19 protein-coding genes and 1 pseudogene are annotated in these 17,359 nt (G+C 59.8%); 7 read left to right on the top strand and 13 right to left on the bottom strand.

Features of this window, described 5'->3' with window-relative positions; genetic code table 11:
- Window positions 1-17: 17 nt before the first annotated feature.
- The 3 genes and pseudogenes from plsX to AB4Z13_RS06965 form a co-directional block, all read right to left on the bottom strand.
- The gene (gene plsX / locus AB4Z13_RS06975; RefSeq protein ID WP_007819967.1) at window positions 18-1,064 is read right to left on the bottom strand and encodes a phosphate acyltransferase PlsX; all 1,047 of its coding nucleotides are present in this window, start codon (window positions 1,062-1,064) and stop codon (window positions 18-20) included.
- 101 nt (window positions 1,065-1,165) lie between these two features.
- The gene (locus AB4Z13_RS06970; protein WP_439014565.1) at window positions 1,166-1,720 is read right to left on the bottom strand and encodes a YceD family protein; all 555 of its coding nucleotides are present in this window, start codon (window positions 1,718-1,720) and stop codon (window positions 1,166-1,168) included.
- A gap of 11 nt (window positions 1,721-1,731) precedes the next feature.
- A pseudogene (locus tag AB4Z13_RS06965) lies at window positions 1,732-2,323 on the bottom strand (ubiquinol-cytochrome C chaperone family protein).
- Between the two features lie 188 nt (window positions 2,324-2,511).
- On the opposite strand from AB4Z13_RS06965, the gene AB4Z13_RS06960 reads away from it, so the two are divergent.
- Window positions 2,512-3,045 (top strand): outer membrane protein assembly factor BamE, encoded by a 534-nt coding sequence (locus tag AB4Z13_RS06960; protein ID WP_310382907.1) that lies wholly within the window; start codon window positions 2,512-2,514, stop codon window positions 3,043-3,045.
- Between the two features lie 72 nt (window positions 3,046-3,117).
- Here the strand turns inward: AB4Z13_RS06960 and AB4Z13_RS06955 are convergent, their stop codons facing one another.
- From AB4Z13_RS06955 to ribH, 3 genes are all read right to left on the bottom strand, one after another.
- On the bottom strand, window positions 3,118-5,256 hold the full coding sequence (locus tag AB4Z13_RS06955) for a sodium-translocating pyrophosphatase (protein ID WP_310382906.1): 2,139 nt from the start codon (window positions 5,254-5,256) through the stop codon (window positions 3,118-3,120).
- 195 nt (window positions 5,257-5,451) lie between these two features.
- A complete protein-coding gene (nusB, locus tag AB4Z13_RS06950) occupies window positions 5,452-5,934 on the bottom strand; it encodes a transcription antitermination factor NusB (protein WP_439014564.1) in 483 nt (160 codons plus the stop codon).
- A 3-nt stretch (window positions 5,935-5,937) separates the two neighbouring features.
- Entirely contained in the window at window positions 5,938-6,393 is a 456-nt protein-coding gene (gene ribH, locus AB4Z13_RS06945; RefSeq protein ID WP_007819979.1) for a 6,7-dimethyl-8-ribityllumazine synthase, read from the bottom strand.
- 343 nt (window positions 6,394-6,736) lie between these two features.
- Between ribH and AB4Z13_RS06940 the strand changes: the two genes are divergently transcribed.
- From AB4Z13_RS06940 to AB4Z13_RS06930, 3 genes are all read left to right on the top strand, one after another.
- Window positions 6,737-7,096, top strand: coding sequence for a hypothetical protein (locus AB4Z13_RS06940; protein WP_113324270.1), 360 nt, complete (start codon window positions 6,737-6,739; stop codon window positions 7,094-7,096).
- Window positions 7,097-7,219: 123 nt separating this feature from the next.
- Window positions 7,220-7,714 (top strand): cupin domain-containing protein, encoded by a 495-nt coding sequence (locus tag AB4Z13_RS06935; protein ID WP_113324271.1) that lies wholly within the window; start codon window positions 7,220-7,222, stop codon window positions 7,712-7,714.
- A 43-nt stretch (window positions 7,715-7,757) separates the two neighbouring features.
- A complete protein-coding gene (locus AB4Z13_RS06930; protein ID WP_439014563.1) occupies window positions 7,758-8,273 on the top strand; it encodes a GNAT family N-acetyltransferase in 516 nt (171 codons plus the stop codon).
- Here the strand turns inward: AB4Z13_RS06930 and AB4Z13_RS06925 are convergent.
- From AB4Z13_RS06925 to AB4Z13_RS06905, 5 genes are all read right to left on the bottom strand, one after another.
- Entirely contained in the window at window positions 8,254-8,874 is a 621-nt protein-coding gene (locus tag AB4Z13_RS06925) for a riboflavin synthase (protein ID WP_113324272.1), read from the bottom strand. The two genes, AB4Z13_RS06930 and AB4Z13_RS06925, sit on opposite strands and share 20 nt — an antisense overlap.
- The gene (gene ribD, locus AB4Z13_RS06920; protein ID WP_439014562.1) at window positions 8,874-10,193 is read right to left on the bottom strand and encodes a bifunctional diaminohydroxyphosphoribosylaminopyrimidine deaminase/5-amino-6-(5-phosphoribosylamino)uracil reductase RibD; all 1,320 of its coding nucleotides are present in this window, start codon (window positions 10,191-10,193) and stop codon (window positions 8,874-8,876) included. The genes AB4Z13_RS06925 and ribD overlap by 1 nt, the downstream gene beginning before the upstream one ends.
- 2 nt (window positions 10,194-10,195) lie before the next feature.
- Window positions 10,196-10,672, bottom strand: coding sequence for a transcriptional regulator NrdR (gene nrdR / locus AB4Z13_RS06915; RefSeq protein ID WP_113324274.1), 477 nt, complete (start codon window positions 10,670-10,672; stop codon window positions 10,196-10,198).
- A 111-nt stretch (window positions 10,673-10,783) separates the two neighbouring features.
- Window positions 10,784-12,082, bottom strand: coding sequence for a serine hydroxymethyltransferase (glyA, locus tag AB4Z13_RS06910; RefSeq protein ID WP_439014561.1), 1,299 nt, complete (start codon window positions 12,080-12,082; stop codon window positions 10,784-10,786).
- A 182-nt stretch (window positions 12,083-12,264) separates the two neighbouring features.
- Entirely contained in the window at window positions 12,265-13,566 is a 1,302-nt protein-coding gene (locus AB4Z13_RS06905; protein ID WP_310382902.1) for a L,D-transpeptidase family protein, read from the bottom strand.
- Between the two features lie 521 nt (window positions 13,567-14,087).
- Between AB4Z13_RS06905 and AB4Z13_RS06900 the strand changes: the two genes are divergently transcribed.
- Window positions 14,088-14,438 (top strand): VOC family protein, encoded by a 351-nt coding sequence (locus AB4Z13_RS06900; protein WP_310382901.1) that lies wholly within the window; start codon window positions 14,088-14,090, stop codon window positions 14,436-14,438.
- A 154-nt stretch (window positions 14,439-14,592) separates the two neighbouring features.
- Here AB4Z13_RS06900 and ldtR read toward each other — a convergent pair whose 3' ends face one another.
- Window positions 14,593-15,105: a transcriptional regulator LdtR gene (gene ldtR / locus AB4Z13_RS06895; protein ID WP_112544669.1), complete on the bottom strand. Its 513-nt coding sequence runs from the start codon at window positions 15,103-15,105 to the stop codon at window positions 14,593-14,595.
- Window positions 15,106-15,234: 129 nt separating this feature from the next.
- Window positions 15,235-15,672, bottom strand: coding sequence for a DUF6163 family protein (locus AB4Z13_RS06890; RefSeq protein ID WP_113324281.1), 438 nt, complete (start codon window positions 15,670-15,672; stop codon window positions 15,235-15,237).
- A gap of 134 nt (window positions 15,673-15,806) precedes the next feature.
- Here AB4Z13_RS06890 and hemB point away from each other — a divergent pair, with 134 nt between their 5' ends.
- Window positions 15,807-16,820 carry a porphobilinogen synthase gene (gene hemB / locus AB4Z13_RS06885; RefSeq protein ID WP_439014559.1) on the top strand — a complete coding sequence of 338 codons (1,014 nt, stop codon included), beginning with the start codon at window positions 15,807-15,809 and terminating at the stop codon, window positions 16,818-16,820.
- A 73-nt stretch (window positions 16,821-16,893) separates the two neighbouring features.
- The gene (locus tag AB4Z13_RS06880) at window positions 16,894-17,352 is read left to right on the top strand and encodes an RDD family protein (protein ID WP_113324282.1); all 459 of its coding nucleotides are present in this window, start codon (window positions 16,894-16,896) and stop codon (window positions 17,350-17,352) included.
- Window positions 17,353-17,359: the final 7 nt, after the last annotated feature.

Raw genomic sequence — 17,359 nt, 5'->3', positions numbered from 1 at the left:
TGCTTGAACCCCGTCGCTCACGCGGCTTCCGGCCCCATCGGGGGCAGCCGCTTGGCATGATATTTTTTGAGATCGTTTTCTATTTTCTGGGTCAGGCCATTCTTGGCCATGTCATAACCGACTTCGATGGCCGCGGCTATGCCTTCGGCATTCGCTCCACCATGGCTCTTGATGACGATGCCGTTCAAGCCAAGAAACACGCCGCCGTTGACCTTGCTCGGATCAAGCTTCTCACGCAGCATGTCGAAGGCGCTCTTGGCAAAGAGATAGCCGATGCGGGCAAGCAGCGTGCGCGACATGGCGGCGCGCAGATAGGCGCCGATCTGCCGGGCCGTGCCTTCGGCCGCCTTCAGCGCGATATTGCCGGAAAAGCCTTCCACCACCACGACGTCGACCGTACCCTTGCCGAGATCGTCGCCCTCGACGAAGCCGGAATATTCGAGCGAATCAAGATTGGCCTCGCGCAGCAGGCGCCCGGCTTCCTTGACCTCTTCCTGGCCCTTGATTTCCTCGACGCCGACATTCAGCAGGCCAACGGTCGGACGCTCCACCTCGAACAGGGCTCGCGCCATGGCGCCACCCATGAGAGCGAAATCCATGAGCTGCTGCGAATCGGCGCCGATCGTGGCGCCGACATCGAGCACGATGCTTTCGCCCTTCATCGTCGGCCAGATGGCGGCGATCGCCGGGCGTTCGATATTGGCCATCGTGCGCAGACAAAACTTGGCCATCGCCATGAGCGCGCCGGTGTTGCCGGCGGAAACGGCGACATCGGCCTCGCCCGACTTCACCGCTTCGATCGTGCGCCACATGGTGGAGACATAGCGGCCGCGGCGCAGCGCCTGGCTCGGCTTCTCTTCCATGCTGACGGCAAGTTCGCAATCATGAAAGGTCGACTTTTCCCTGAGCTTGGGAAACTTCGCCAGAACCGGGTCGCACTGTTCCTTGATGCCGTAAAAGACGAAGGAAATATCCGGGTGCCTGTCCAGCGCCTTGGCAGCACCGGGGATGACAACCTGGGGACCAAAGTCGCCACCCATGAGGTCGAGAGATATTCTGATCACGCGTCCCTGATCCTTCTCTTTCGCCTCAAGGACGAAATTTCGGCCAAAATACCGGTTTTGGCGTCGCTTACAACTGAATTGTGGCAAATGCCGGAGATGCTTCAGTCCTTTTTCCAGTCCTTGAGCGCGGCGAATGCAGAGGGCTTCCGGTCATTTTCCCCCGTATCCTCGATATGGGCCGCGAACTCCACGCCTTCCTTGCGCGGATAAGGATCGATGGCAAGTGCTGCGAATTCTGCGACGACCTCACCGGCATCGATCGTATCGCCGGTAAAGATTTCCGGCAGGTCCGGGCCATCGGGATCCAGCACCATTTCACCGGTATCATTAGCCGGATGGCGGGCGAGCTTGGAATTTTCAGGCACGAAGATCTGCTCGAAGGTCTCGTCGATCTCGGATTCGACGGGCTCGAGGGTGACGATACAGGATTGGACGATCTTCGCCTGCACGCGTCCCTTGACGCGGATACCGTCGCGCTTCCATCTGTTGATCTGCAGTTCGGCACGGAGATTGTCCACCGACACGACGTTCCAGCTTTCGGCCAGCGCCTTCAGCTCATCCTTGTCGGCGCTCACGCGGACCTCGACCGGATTGGCGGAGATGTGTCCGACCTTGACCGGATAGGAAAAGGAAATCTCGCTCGGATCTTTCTTCATGATTCTACTCCTCAGGCGACCTCGGGAATCGTCGCCGAACCGGTGGCGATCGCCTCTTCGGGAATGGCCGACAAGTGGGCTTCCGCCGCCATCATCCATTGCGCGAGGCCGCTCATGTCGGCGGCCCCGGCGGTTTCGGGATAAATATTGCGCTGAAGCGCTGCGGAAAGAGCGGCGGCATCACCGGCATCCATAGCCTTCGAATAGGCTTCCAGCCGGCCATAGAACATGCCCGCGAGCTTCTTCATGCGCTTCGGCACGCTGTTGTCGCCGATGCCGAGTTCGCGAATCGAATAGTCGATATCCTGAAAGAAGGCATCGACGATTTCCTGGGCGATCTCCTGGCCGCTCGTCCCGGAGGTGCGGGTGCGGCGGAAAAACAGGATCATGGCGATCGACAGCATCTCGAAGCGGCCCATGACGGTATCGGGCACGTCAAGGCGCTCATAGAGCTCCGGCATGCGGGCAGCGGCCGTAAGAGCCGCATATTGCCGCTCGACGATGGTCTGGTTGCTGTTTCTCTTACCGAAGAGCCCGAAGATCATTTGTTTTTTCCGGAAATGCCGCATTCTTGGCGCCGAGCGGCACCGGGCCTTGTTGCATGATTTCGAAAGCTGGTTTACCGAAGCAGGCGCGAATTGCAATGCTGTTCGTGGCCGGTTTCGGGACAGGTGCGCTCCGGTGCACAACGAGGCGGATCGGGAGAGTTCGACCCCGGAATGGCCACAATGGTTTTGCAGGAGGAAGCACGCAGTATTTGGAATGGCTGCTATCGATACTCAAGGGAGTAGATGTCGTTGAAGAAACGGTATTTCAAGTCAGACATGAAATTCTTCAGCAATGCGGCCATAGCCATCATAATCGCCTCCACCACCGCCCTTTCAGGCTGCCAGACGAGCACCGTGCTGAACGGCGGCTATATCGTCGACCAGCAGTCGCTGGCGCTGGTGCCTGAGGGTTCCAGCCGCGAGCAGGTGCTGCTGTCGCTCGGTACACCGTCCACGACAGCAACCTTCGACGGCGAAGTCTTCTATTACATCTCGCAGCGCCGCCAACGCTCGATGGCCTACCAGAAGCTGCGCGTCACCGAGCAGAGCATTCTCGCCATCTATTTCGACAAGGACGGCGTCGTGACCCGCCGCGCCAACTACACCCTGCAGGACGGCAAGGTATTCGACACGATTGCCCGCGTTACGCCGACGGGCGGGCGCGAACTCACCTTCCTGCAGCAGATGCTGTCCGGCGGCAGCGCGGCCAATGCAGCCAAGAGCCTCTTCGGTGGCGGTGCCGGCGGCACACCGCAGAACCCGTCCAGCCTGCGCTAAAGCAAGCTGTTTCCCATACAGAAAACCCGCCGGAACGATCCGGCGGGTTTTTGTTCTGTTGGCTAGCGCGTCTTAATGCGCAAGAATCGCCAGCAGCAGCAACGCCACGATGTTGGTGATCTTGATCGCCGGGTTGACGGCGGGACCGGCCGTATCCTTGTAGGGATCGCCGACGGTATCACCCGTCACCGATGCCTTGTGAGCCTCCGAGCCCTTCATATGGCGCACGCCGTCCTTGTCGACGAAGCCGTCTTCGAAGCTCTTCTTGGCATTGTCCCATGCGCCGCCACCCGAGGTCATCGAGATCGCGACGAAGAGACCGTTGATGATGACGCCGAGCAGCGATGCGCCAAGTGCTGCAAAGGCCGACGCCTTGGAGCCGGAGATGATGAGCACGCCGAAATAGACGACGATAGGTGCCAGCACCGGCAGCAGCGACGGGATAATCATTTCTCGGATCGCGGCCTTGGTCAGAAGATCGACGGCCTTGCCGTAATCCGGCTTTTCCGTACCCTGCATGATGCCGGGCTTTTCCTTGAACTGCCGTCGCACTTCTTCGACGATCGCACCAGCCGCACGGCCGACGGCAGTCATTGCGATCCCGCCGAAGAGGTAGGGAATGAGACCTCCGAAGATCAATCCCGCCACCACATAGGGGTTGGAAAGATCGAAGGAAATTTCGCCGATGCCGGCAAAATAAGGAAACTTGTCGCCATTCGCCGCAAAATATTTGAGGTCATAGGAATAGGCCGCGAAGAGAACCAACGCACCGAGACCAGCAGAACCGATGGCGTAGCCCTTCGTAACAGCCTTTGTCGTATTGCCGACAGCATCAAGCGCATCAGTGGACTTGCGTACCTCTGGTGGTAGATGGGCCATTTCGGCGATGCCGCCGGCATTGTCCGTTACCGGTCCGAAAGCGTCGAGTGCTACGATCATGCCGGCGATACCAAGCATGGCTGTGACCGCAATACCGGTACCGAACAAACCGCCGAGCTGATAGGTGGCAAGAATGCCGCCGACGATGACGATTGCCGGAAGTGCCGTCGATTCCAAGGATACCGCAAGGCCCTGGATGACGTTGGTGCCGTGGCCGGTGACCGATGCCTGGGCGATCGAAACGACCGGGCGCTTGCCGGTGCCGGTATAATATTCGGTGATGACGACGATCAGCGCTGTGACGACGAGGCCAACGAGACCGCAGAAGAAAAGCTTCGTGCCGGTGACGTCGAAACCAGCGACCTGCCCGAGCGACCCCCAACCGACCGTCATCGAGGTCGCGGCACCAAGACCAATGATGGATAGAAGGCCCGTCACGATGAGGCCCTTGTAGAGGGCGCCCATGATCGAGCCATTCGAGCCGAGCTTGACGAAGAAGGTGCCGATGATCGAGGTGATGATGCAGGCGCCGCAGATTGCCAGCGGATAGATCATAGCCGACTGCAGGATGGGTGCGCCGGCAAAGAAGATTGACGCAAGAACCATAGTGGCGACGACGGACACTGCGTAGGTTTCGAAAAGGTCGGCCGCCATGCCGGCGCAATCGCCGACGTTATCGCCGACGTTATCGGCAATGGTTGCGGGGTTGCGTGGATCGTCTTCCGGAATACCGGCCTCAACCTTGCCGACGAGGTCGCCGCCGACGTCGGCACCCTTCGTAAAGATGCCGCCGCCGAGACGGGCGAAGATCGAAATCAGCGATGCGCCGAAGCCCAGCGCTACGAGGGCGTCGATGACCTCACGCGAGCCGGCCTCGTGGCCGAGCACGATCGTCAGCACATAATAATAGATGGAGACGCCGAGCAGTGCGAGCCCGGCAACCAGAAGGCCGGTGATCGCACCCGACTTGAAGGCGATGTCCAGACCGGCCGAGAGGCTGGCTGATGCGGCCTGGGCGGTGCGCACATTGGCGCGGACGGAGACATGCATGCCGATGAAGCCGGCAGCACCCGAGAGGACGGCGCCGATCAGGAACCCGATCGCTGCCGTGGCGGAAAGGAGCAGCCATGCTGCAATGAAAACGACAATGCCTACGATGGCAATGGTTCTATACTGACGCGTCAGATAGGCCTGGGCGCCCTCGCGGATATAGCCCGCGATCTCCTGCATGCGGCTGTTGCCCTGGTCGGCAGCAAGCACCGACCGGGTTGCCCAGATGGCATAGACCACCGAGAGCAGGCCACATGCGATTACCAATAAAAGAATGGTCATTCGCTCTTTCCTCCCATAAGCCGGAACTCACTCCTTCTCCGGCGACGAATGCTGCTGAATCGACTCCTCTCCATAGAAACGCTCAGCTGGCGAGCGGAGATTGCGTGGTCGATAACGTCGCGTCAAGACTGCAAAACTTCAAAAGCCTTGCAGTTCCGAAGAAAGAAAGGGAGGGATCGTTTGGCGGCTAAGTGCCTATTTCTTCTGGTCGCCGCGCACCTGCTTGGCGATGCGGTCCAGAACGGCGTTGACGAGCTTCGGCTCATCGTCGTCGAAGAAGGCATGAGCGATCTCGACATACTCGGTAACGATGACGGCGACCGGCACGTCCTTGCGGTCGACGAGTTCGAAAACGCCGGCACGCAGGATGGCGCGGACAGTGCTGTCCAGGCGCGACAGAGCCCAGTCGTCCTGTAGGGCAGAGGCAATCAGCGGGTCGAGGCGGAGCTGGTCGCGCACGACGCCTGAGACGATCGAGCGGAACCAGCCGGCATCGGCCTTCAGATAGGTTTCGCCGTCAAGTTCCTGGCCGAGGCGATGCGCCTCGTATTCCGCCACGATTTCCAGAACGCCGGTGCCGCCGATATCCATCTGATAAAGCGCCTGCACAGCCGCGAGGCGTGCAGCGCCCCGCTGGTTGGCAGCCTTGACCGGTCGTTCGGTATTTTCGTCAGTCATTCTTTATGCACCCAACTTCTTCTTCAGCTCGATCATGGTGAGAGCTGCACGGGCGGCGAAACCGCCCTTGTCCTTTTCCGAGCGGCGCGCGCGCACCCAGGCCTGTTCATCGTTCTCGACGGTCAGGATGCCGTTGCCGATGGCAAGGGACTCGCTGACGGCGAGATCCATAAGCGCGCGCGAGGACTCGTTCGACACGATGTCGAAATGATAGGTCTCGCCGCGGATGACCATGCCGAGTGCGACGAAACCGTCATACTGCGTGCCGTCATTATCCGCGCCATCGAGCGCCATGGCAATCGTCGCCGGAATTTCCAGCGCGCCGGGCACAGTGACGACGTCAAAGGTGGCGCCTGCTTCTTCCAGCGCGAAGGTCGCGCCTTCCAGAAGAGCATCGGCCATGTCGTCATAGAAGCGTGCTTCGACGATCAAAATATGGGGAGCGGTCTCTTTCGGCATGGTTCACCTTCGGTTGGAGGGGCATTTTCCACTCGGGCAGGCCGCGGTCAAAACATGCCTTCGAACGAATGGCAAGCAAATTCGGGTGGCGCTCTGAAGGAAAGACAAAATATCTGCAATGGGATAGCTCAGGCGCGCTTCGTCGGGTGCAACGACGCAAAAAACATGCTTAGCCGGCTGACGCAATAACGGCAAATCCAAGGCAGAATTCATGAACAATTTGTAATTGATTTTCAGTAGCTTAATCCATTGAAAGAACAATGCTGCAGCGCCAAATCTCAGTCGTAACGCAGACGATCCCCTGTTGACAGCCGACCGCCGCTGCAGACGAAAGGATACCATCATGAACCGCCTTGCTAAAATCACCATTGCCGCCGCTTTCTCCTCCCTCGCATTTGCCGGCGTCAGCCAGGCTGAAAGCCTTGGCATGAATAGCGCAGAGGGCATCGAACAGACGCTCCGCACCTTCCAGGGCAACAACTTCGACATCCAGCCCGTCTATAACTGGCACAACCTCGACGACGAAAGCACCGGCCCGCGCTCCGTCCTCCAGCGCTCCCAAAGCGCTGTCCACGCCATTCAGGCTTCCATTGATGCCAATAGGTCGCTGGCACACCAGCTCAACAATGATGGCGTCAATATCCGCAATGTCGTGAACGCCGAACAGGCAGCCGACGGCGGCATTACGTTCTACGTTCGCTGAGGCTGCCAGCTTGGAAGGCGGCATGGGCGGTTGATCTCCTCACCGTCCGTTCCGCCTTCTATCGAAATCGCTGTTGCATTTTCCGCCGGATTGGATTGTCTTCTCGCCAAAGCGGAGGACCCCATGGCGACGAACGCAACACCGGTCATCAACACGGCCGATCTCTCCCTCGAACACTGGACGAGGGGAAGGCTCTTCGAAAGCCGCGACACGTCTTTCGGAAAAGATCTGGGGCTTGCCAATCTCGGCATCAGCTACAGTGAAGTGCCGCCCGGCAAATCCGGCTGCCCTTTTCACAACCACCATGTCGAGGACGAGCTCTTCTATATCATCGAGGGTACCGGAGAATATCGCTTCGGCGACCAGCGCTATCCGATCAAGAAGGGCGATGTGCTGGGCGCCCCCTCGGGCGGGCCGGAAACGGCCCATCAGATCATCAATACCGGATCAACGCCGCTTATCTATTTGGGCCTGTCGACCAAGGCGAAGACCGAGATCTGCGAATATCCCGATTCCGGCAAATTCCTCGCCAAGACCAATCGCGACGGCAGCTCCTTCGACCATATCGGCCGGGGAGAAAATGCACTTGATTACTGGGATGGCGAGCCGGGCCTTTGATAAAAAGCACCGTCGTCACCCCTCGCTTGAGAGCATCCTATTCATGATCGATATTCCGACACTGGAAACCGGACGGCTCATTCTGCGCGCGCACCGGCTCGATGATTTCGACGCGCATTTCGAACTCTGGCGCGACGAAGACGTCGTGCGCTTCATCGGCGGCGTGCCTTCTACCCGCGAACAAAGCTGGTCGCGCCTGCTGCGCCTTGCCGGCATGTGGCATCACATGGGCTTCGGTTTTTTCGCGATCGAAGAGAAGGATGGAGGCCGCTTCATCGGTGAAGCGGGTTTCCTCGAAGCAAAACGCGAGATGCAGCCTTCAATCGAAGGCACGATGGAGGTGGGCTGGGCGTTGATCCCTTCAGCCCATGGCAGGGGCTATGCCACGGAGGCGCTGAAGGCGATCATCGGCTGGGGCGAGAAGCAGTTTCCGGGACGGTTGATGACCTGCATCATCAGCCCTGATAATGCGCCGTCGCTCAAGGTCGCGGCCAAGCTCGGTTTCAGGGAAACGGCGCGGACCGACTATAACGGCCCGATCATTCAGTTTTCGCGGTAGGAAACTCGGCAAGACGAGCGGCATAACGCGCCATCGTATCGACCTCGAAATTGACGAAGTCGCCGGCCTTGCGCTCGCCCCAGGTCGTGACCTCCAGCGTGTGGCGGATCAACAGCACGTCGAAATCCGTGCCATCGACAGCATTGACGGTCAGCGACGTGCCATCGAGCGCGATCGAACCCTTGGGCGCCACGAATTTCGCGAGTTGGGTGGGTGCGCGCAGGCGGAAACGCGTGGCGTCGCCCTCTTCCGTCACAGACAAGATCTCGGCCTTGCCGTCGACATGTCCGGAAACGATGTGGCCACCAAGTTCGTCACCGATCTTCAGCGAGCGCTCGAGATTGATATGGCTGCCCGCCTGCCAGGTGGAAATAGTGGTGAGGCGCAGCGCCTCTTCCCATGCTTCAACCTCAAACCAGCGGCCGTTGCTGCCATCCTGCGGCAGGCCGGTCACGGTAAGGCAGATGCCTGAATGAGAGATGGAAGCGCCCATATCGATGGTCGCCGGGTCGTAATTTGTCGCGACGCGAAGCTTGATGCCTTCCTTCAGCGCCGAAACGGATTCGATCGTGCCGACATCAGTGACAATTCCGGTGAACATCAATTCTCTCTTTCGTATTCGTCCAGGCGATCCGCGCCGAATATGTAAGTGCCCCTGTGGGCGAAACCGGATGGTATGTCGGTTGCCTGCAGCGGGGATTCAATACCGCCGTCGCCGATGACGACAGGCGCATGATAAAGCTGGATGCGATCGACGAGTCCGGCTTTGAGGAAAAGCTTCGCAGTCTTCGCGCCGCCTTCGACCAGGAGCGAGGAGATGCCGCGTGTGGCAAGCGCCGGCAGCAGGACTTCGGGGTGATAGGGATTACAGTAGAGGACCTCGACGCCGGCGGCTTCGAGTGCGGCGCGGCGGGAGTCCATCTCGGTGGGGTCGGCGGGTGCGTTACCCCCCTCTGTCCTGCCGGACATCTCCCCCACAAGGGGGGAGATTGGCTGGGGGCTGGCTCCCTGCTCTACATTTTCCGTTGCGGGTGACGAGCTACCATCTTGGGAATTCGGAGCAAGCGCCTTGCCGATCTCCCCCCTTGTGGGGGAGATGTCCGGCAGGACAGAGGGGGGTGTCCCGTCCGCCTCCGATCCCAGCGGTGAAATCTCTTCACTCGCCACCACAATCACCGGCACCTCCCGCGCCGTTTCGACAAGCTTGCTCGTCAGCGGCAGGGCCAGATTGGGGTCGAGCACGATGCGAACGGGTGATTGCGCTTCAAGGCCCGGTGTCCGCACCGTCAGCAACGGATCATCCGATATCGCCGTGCCGATTCCGACAAGAATGGCATCGGTTTCGGCCCGCAGCGCCTGCACCTGGGCACGGGCCTCCGGACCTGTGATCGCCACCTGCCCTACCCCCTCGCGGCCGATCATGCCATCGGCGGAAACCGCAAGCTTGAGAGTCACATAGGGGCGGTTTTTCGTCTGGCGGGTGAGATAGCCTGCCAGCGATTGCCTGCCCTCTTCCTCCAATACGCCCGAGGTCACCTCGATGCCGGCATCGCGCAGCATGGAAATACCGCGGCCGGAAACTCTGACATCGGGATCGGTGACGCTGATGACGACGCGACCGACGCCATAAGCGATCAGGGCCTCGGCGCAGGGTGGCGTCTTGCCATGATGCGAGCAGGGTTCAAGCGTGACATAGGCCGTCGCACCACGGGCAAGTTCACCCGCTTCGGCGAGCGCCTGCGGCTCGGCATGCGGGCGGCCGCCGAGTGCGGTCACGGCACGGCCGACGATCGCGCCATCTCGAACGATGACGCAGCCGACGGATGGGTTCGTGGAAGTCTGGCCCGTATGCCAGCGCGACAGGCGGATCGCGGCTGCCATGAAGCGTTCGTCCTCAGGCCGCGCGATCCCCTCGCTCATGGTCAGACGTCCAGCGGATCGCGGCCGATCTTGGCGTTGATCTCAGCGATCAGTTTTTCGAAATCCTCAGCATGCGAGAAATCGCGATAGACCGAAGCGTAGCGCACGAAGCCGACGTCATCGAGGCTCTTCATGGCTTCCAGAACCTGCAGGCCGATCTGCTCGGAGGAGATTTCCGTTTCGCCCGAGCTTTCCAGCCGGCGCACGATGCCGGAGACAGCGCGCTCGATACGGTCACGATCGACGGGGCGCTTGCGCAGCGCCACATCGAAGGAACGGACAAGCTTGTCGCGATCGAAGGGTACCCTGCGGCCGGTCTTCTTGATGACCATAAGCTCGCGCAACTGCACGCGCTCGAAGGTCGTGAAGCGTCCGCCGCAATCTGGACAGATACGACGCCGGCGGATGGAGGTGTTATCCTCCGCCGGGCGTGAATCCTTGACCTGCGTATCTTCCGAACCGCAATAGGGGCAGCGCATGCCTTCTCCTTCAGCATCGGCCCGAAAATCGTAACCGATTTTCGGAAAGCCTGATGCGTAGATTCAAAGAGTTAGAGCGTCCTTAGTGCGCCCGAACGGGCGCACGGCGCTCTAGCCCATGTATTCATACATGGGGAAGCGATCGGTCAGATTCACCACCTTGCCGCGGACGGCAGCTTCGACGGCGGCATTGCCTTCGTCGGAATTGGCAACCTTCAGGCCATCGAGAACCTCGACGATGAGGTTACCGATCTCGCGGAATTCCGCTTCCTTGAAGCCGCGCGTCGTGCCGGCCGGCGCGCCGAGGCGTACACCAGAGGTGACGAAGGGCTTTTCAGGGTCGAACGGGATGCCGTTCTTGTTGCAGGTGATGTAGGCGCGGCCGAGTGCGGCTTCTGCGCGCTTGCCGGTGGCATTCTTCTTGCGAAGGTCGACCAGCATCAGGTGGTTGTCGGTGCCGCCCGAGACGACGTCGAGTCCACCGGCGACAAGCGTTTCGGCTAGCGCCTTGGCGTTCTTGACGACCTGGGCGGCATATTCCTTGAATTCCGGCTGCAGCGCCTCGCCGAAGGCAACGGCCTTGGCGGCGATGATGTGCATCAGCGGGCCGCCCTGGAGACCAGGGAAGACAGCCGAGTTGAACTTCTTGGCCAGATCCTCGTCATTCGTCAGGATGACGCCGCCGCGCGGGCCTCGGAGCGACTTGTGGGTCGTGGTGGTCGCAACATGGCAGTGCGGGAACGGCGACGGATGCACGCCACCGGCAACGAGACCGGCAATGTGGGCCATGTCGACCATCAGGTAAGCGCCGACACTGTCGGCGATCTCGCGGAAGCGCTTCCAGTCCCAGATGCGGGAATAGGCCGTGCCGCCGGCGATGATCAGCTTCGGCTTGTGTTCTTTAGCCTTGCGCTCGACATCATCCATGTCGAGCAGGTTGTCGCCTTCGCGCACGCCGTAGGACACGACGTTGAACCACTTGCCGGACATGTTGACAGGCGAACCATGCGTCAGGTGACCACCTGAATTCAGGTCGAGACCCATGAAGGTATCGCCCGGCTGCAGCAGCGCCAGGAATACGGCCTGGTTCATCTGCGAACCGGAGTTCGGCTGAACGTTGACGAAGTTGACGCCGAAGAGCTTCTTGGCGCGCTCGATGGCCAGTTCCTCGGCGATATCGACGAACTGGCAGCCACCGTAATAGCGCTTGCCCGGATAACCCTCGGCGTATTTGTTGGTCATGATGGAGCCCTGGGCTTCCAGAACGGCTCGGGAAACGATGTTCTCGGATGCGATCAGTTCGATCTCATGCCGTTGACGACCGAGTTCCTTTTCGATCGCGCCGAAGATTTCCGGATCGACGTCCGCAAGCGAGCGATTGAAGAAGGATTCGGTGGAAGCATTGGTCATGGGCTGGCTCCTTCACTGGAATGCGGCAAGGTATTAGCCTTCCGCCGATGCGAGGGCAATACGAAGAACGACATTTGCTGGGCTAAGCGCGCGGGCCGAACATTTTGCGTCGAATGCTGCCTCGCCGGAATGAAAAAAGCCGCGCACATGGCGCGGCTTTCCGTGAATTCCACAAGCCGGACTTACTGCACCGGCTGTTCCATGCCCGAGGTGGTGTCGAGCGCCAGTTCGGCATTGCCGTCCATCTCGTAAATGTCGTCGCGGAACTGAACGACGCCGTCGGGCATGCCCCAGGCCGAGATATAGACGAAATAGACAGGAACTTCGGTGGCGAGCTTGATCGGCGTATTGGTGCCGCTTGCGATCACCTGCTCCATCTGCTGACGGTTCCAGCCGGGCGTTTCACGCAGCAGCCAGTTCGATAGGTCGCGCACGTTCTGGACGCGCACGCAGCCCGAGGATTCAAAGCGCATGAGCTTGTTGAACAGGCCCTGCTGCGGCGTGTCGTGCATATACTCGCCGTTCTTGTTGTAGAAGTTGATCTTGGTGGACGCCATGGCGTTGATCTTGCCCGGGTCCTGGCGGAACATCAGGTTCGGTGCCTCGCCGTTCCAGTCGACTGTTTCAGGGGCGACTTCGTTGCCCTTGCCGTCGATCAGGCGGATGGCGTTCTTTTCGAGATAGGTCGGATCCTTGCGCATCAGCGGCACGATGTCCTTCTCGACGATCGAGCGGGGTGCCGTCCAGTACGGGTTGAGGATGACTTCGTAAACCTTCGAGTTGACGAGATGCGTCGGGCGGCTCAAGCGGCCGACAACTGCGGTATGACGAGTTGCAACGCTGCCGTCTTCAACGGCTTCCACATAGGCGGCCGGAATGTTGACCATCAGGTGGCGGCGGCCCAGATCTTCCGGGAAGGTCTGCAGGCGGATGAGGTTGGTGTTCAACTGCTGCAGGCGCACATCGGCCGGGATGTTCATCGCCTTCAGCGTGAATTCGCCGAGCACACCATCGGCGGGCAAGCCGTGACGGGCCTGGAAGCGCTTGACGGCGCCGTCGACATAGGAATCGAAAGCGTTGGACAGGCCGGCTTCACGCGGCAGATCGCCGGTGATCGCGAGACGCTGGCGCAGCGCCTGGACGGTGGGGGAGCTAACACCGAGTTGCAGGCGCTGATCTCCCGGATTGACTTCGGGCCAGCCGCCGGCGGAAGCGATCTGCTGATACTGCATGATCGCCTGCTGGGTGCTCGGCACCGACTGCGGGCTGAGGATCGGAGTGTTGGAAAGGACGGCAGTCGCCGTGCGCGAGGCAGCCTTGGCGTCGAACTGGTCGTCCCAGTTGCCGCGTTTCGGGGCATTCAGGAGACCATCGAGCGCCGATTGCGCGAATGCGGGTCCGGCAAGCGCGCCGGCACCAACCGTTGCCGCCGACGCCAGGAAGGCGCGGCGCGAGAGAGCTTCAATTCCGTTCTTCTTAGACATTCGTCCCAACCACTCAATGCCACGGTGGAGGAACCCGCGGCTCTTTGCGATATTCTGCGCTTTAACGCAGATCCCTATCCGTTCGTTCTTCCGGCGCACCTGGAAATTCCGCCAGTCCCATCACAAGATTGCGAGGAGCAACTCAGATGTCCCGATGGCTCATCGAAGCGCCGGCTACCGAATATTCCGCTGTCACATCAATATGGCCAATTCGTGTTGCCGGACCGGAAGACAGACTGCCGGTTGCCGGAGACCGCATGCAACGAACCATATGACGGGTAAACCGTGAGGGTTAATAACGACTAAAAAACGGCTTGAATACCGGGCTTTGCGCTTGGCTGCCCTGCGTTGCAAAGATGCCACGCAGGCGCGAACGGTGAAAGCGAAGGCGTGGAACCGCGACCTTGAGATTTTGACGCCGTATTTAAGTAATCCTTATTCTGCTGCCGGGCGGCTCAAACGAAGGGAGAGGTTTTAATGATCGGCTACACGATGGTGGAACCGCGGATTTGGGTCGAGCGTTGAGATTCTACGACCCCATATTCGACGAGATGGGACTGGATCAATGCTGGCGAGACAGCCAGTCGGCGTCGTGGGGTGTCGTGGCTGATGAAAGCATTCCTCGTTTCTTCACGGGGTATCCGTTTGATGGGGCTCGCTCGACGGTCGGCAATGGGACAATGACAGCGTTTCTTGTCGACAGCGCGGTCAAGATAGATCTGCTCTACGACATTGCCCTACGAAATGGTGGATTCGACGAAGGCCTTCCGGGGTTCCGGCCCCAGTATGGCGATGGGTTTTACGGCGCTTATGTTCGTGATCCAGACGGCAACAAACTGGCGTTTGTCTGCTACAGGGCAGAACGAACCTGACGTCCAGGCCGATGGCCACAAATTCCAGCGTTTTCTGAAAACGGGGATAGAATAGTAGCGGAAACGGGCGCCACCGCGTGCAATCTCGCACACCGTAGCGCCCCGTGGTGCCAGTAAGGAGGTCCCAGAAGCCTGCAGGGAACAGGCTTTCAGGTTACAGGCGATACAGGATCTGATCGTTCCAGAACCGGTCCAGCCGCTGCAGAAGCTTGTTCATCTGCGTAAACTCATCCGTGCCGATGCCGCCGACCTTGTCGATCGAGGCGATGTGGCGTTCGTAGAGCCGGGCCACCGTTTCGGCGATGTCCTGGCCGGTTTCGGTCAAGCTGATGCGGACCGAGCGGCGGTCGATGCGCGAGCGCTGGTGGTTGATGAAGCCGAGGTCGACCAGTTTCTTGACGTTGTAGGAAACGTTCGAGCCGAGATAGTAGCCGCGCGAACGCAGCTCGCCGGCGGTCAGCTCGGAGTTGCCGATATTGAAGAGCAGGAGCGCCTGGATGGCGTTGACATCGCTGCGGCCCTGACGGTCGAACTCGTCCTTGATGACGTCCAGCAGACGACGGTGAAGACGTTCAACAAGATGAAGGGATTCCATGTAAAGATCACGGATGCCCTGTTCGTGTGCATGGAAAGTCGATGCCGCCTGCGGCTTGATTTTCGTGTTCATTTGACTGCCTCACTGTTTTGTTTGGCGGTGTCGTTTTCTTCCCGCCTTGAGTGAGACCCTATCGAATACATATAAAATTCGACTTAAACCGCAGGCTTAACAGAGGCTTACCGGAAACCCCTTGATGTATCAGGGTAAATCAACGCTTACCTGGCGTCGTTGCCGGCGCCGCTCCAGCCACAGGGAAAGCCTGAAAATCCAGTAGATTACGGCCACGATCACGTGGAACAGGATGATCAGCCGATTGGGTCCGAAGATCTGCGGAAGCAGGCCGTACATGAGGATCTGGCCGCCGGCGGCCAGCACCCAGATGACCGGCCCCCAGGAAACGGTGAGCCAGAGGCCGAGCGAGGCGACAGGGAAAAGAACGGCAAGGGAGGTGCTTGCGACCTTCCACGGCAGGCTCAACAGATCGAAGCGGCCGGCGCCGACGAGCGAGTAGCCTACGAGCATCGCCCAATATTGCAGGCCGAACCAGAAGCAGGAAACGGCAACGAGCCGCAGGAAGAAGATAAAGAGGATATCCGTCAGCGTCCGCTTCGGTATCGTCGGAGAATCGGTTTCCATGGCGGGAGATCACACTCGAGTTGCAGCTTCAGTTGTTCGGCTTTCATCCGCCGCGGCCAATCGTCCGGTTTGGATTTTCCGGGGCGCATGATAATGAGCGCTCCGATAAATGGAATGGCCCAGGGACAGATATCATGCAGGACAAGACGCATCTCGTCGATGAAATCACCGGTCACCGCCGTATGCGGCGCAACCGCAAGGCGGACTGGACGCGCCGGCTGGTGCAGGAAAACCGCCTGACGGTTGACGATCTGATCTGGCCGATCTTCGTCGTCCCGGGAACAGGCATTGTCGATCCGATCGCGGCGATGCCGGGCGTGAACCGCATGAGCGTCGACAAGGCGGTCGAAGCGGCGAAGGAAGCTGCCGATCTCGGCATCCCGGCGCTTGCCACTTTCCCCGACATCGAGATGGAATTGCGCGACGAAACGGGCTCCAACAGCCTGGTTGCCAATAACCTCATCAATCAGACGACAGCGGCCATCAAAAAGGCGGTACCCAATATCGGCATTATTACCGATGTGGCGCTCGACCCCTTCACCAGCCACGGGCATGACGGCATCCTGCGCGATGGCGAGATCGTCAATGACGAAACGGTCGATCAGGTCGTTCGGGCGGCGATCCTGCAGGCCGATGCCGGCGCCGATATCATCGCCCCCTCCGAGATGATGGACGGGCGCATCGGCGCGATCCGCCGCGGGCTCGATGCCGCCGGGCACCAGAGCGTCGGCATCATGTCCTATGCGACGAAATTCTCTTCCGGCTTCTACGGTCCCTATCGCGAAGCGATCAACACCAAGGGCCTGCTGAAGGGCGACAAGAATAGCTATTACATCAATCCGGCGAACGGCACCGAAGCGATCCGCGATGCCGCCCTCGATGTCGAGGAAGGCGCAGACATGCTGATGGTCAAGCCGGGGCTTGCCTATCTCGATATCTGCTGGCGCGTTAAGGAGGCTTTCGGCCTGCCGACTTTCGCCTATCAGGTCTCGGGCGAATATTCGCAGATCAAGGCTGCGGCGATGAACGGCTGGATCGATGGCGAGCGGATCATGATGGAGACGCTACTGGCCTTCAAGCGCGCCGGCTGCGACGGCGTCCTCACCTATTTTGCGCCAGAAGTGGCGAAAATCCTCGCAAAAAGGTGATTTTCTGGTGAATTATTGTATTTCCCCCTGACGATACCATATCAGCGGCATCGTCTTTCGAAGGGAGATATGGATGAGCTACAACCCCAATCCGCTTTATGCCGCACCGGAGGACTGGCGCGCCTATAGTGGTGTGCTCAGCCGTCGCGTCTTCGCATTCATTCTCGACTACATCATTATCGCCCTGCTCTGCATTCCGGCAGCGATCGTGGTGTTCTTCCTCGGGATCGTCACGTTCGGGCTCGGCTTTATTCTTTTCCCGGCCCTGTACGTCATCGTCGCGGGCATCTACTTCGGCCTGGGTGTCGGCGGTCCGTTACAGGCCTCGCTCGGCATGCGCGCGATGGGTATCGCGATCGTGCGCGTCGACGGACGTCAGATGGACTTCTTCATGGCGATCGCGCATCTGGCGCTGTTCTGGATCCTGAACTCGGTATTGACGCCGCTGATTCTGCTGGTTGGCCTGTTCACAGAGCGCTCGCGCCTGCTGCACGATTTCCTCGTCGGCACGGCTACGGTCCGCACCAGCTGATTCCTTC

The organism is Rhizobium sp. YAF28 (assembly GCF_052113285.1).
Taxonomy (GTDB): Bacteria; Pseudomonadota; Alphaproteobacteria; order Rhizobiales; family Rhizobiaceae; genus Rhizobium.
The sequence above is the reverse complement of the archived record's forward strand: the minus strand, read 5'-3'. Positions and strand labels throughout refer to the sequence as shown.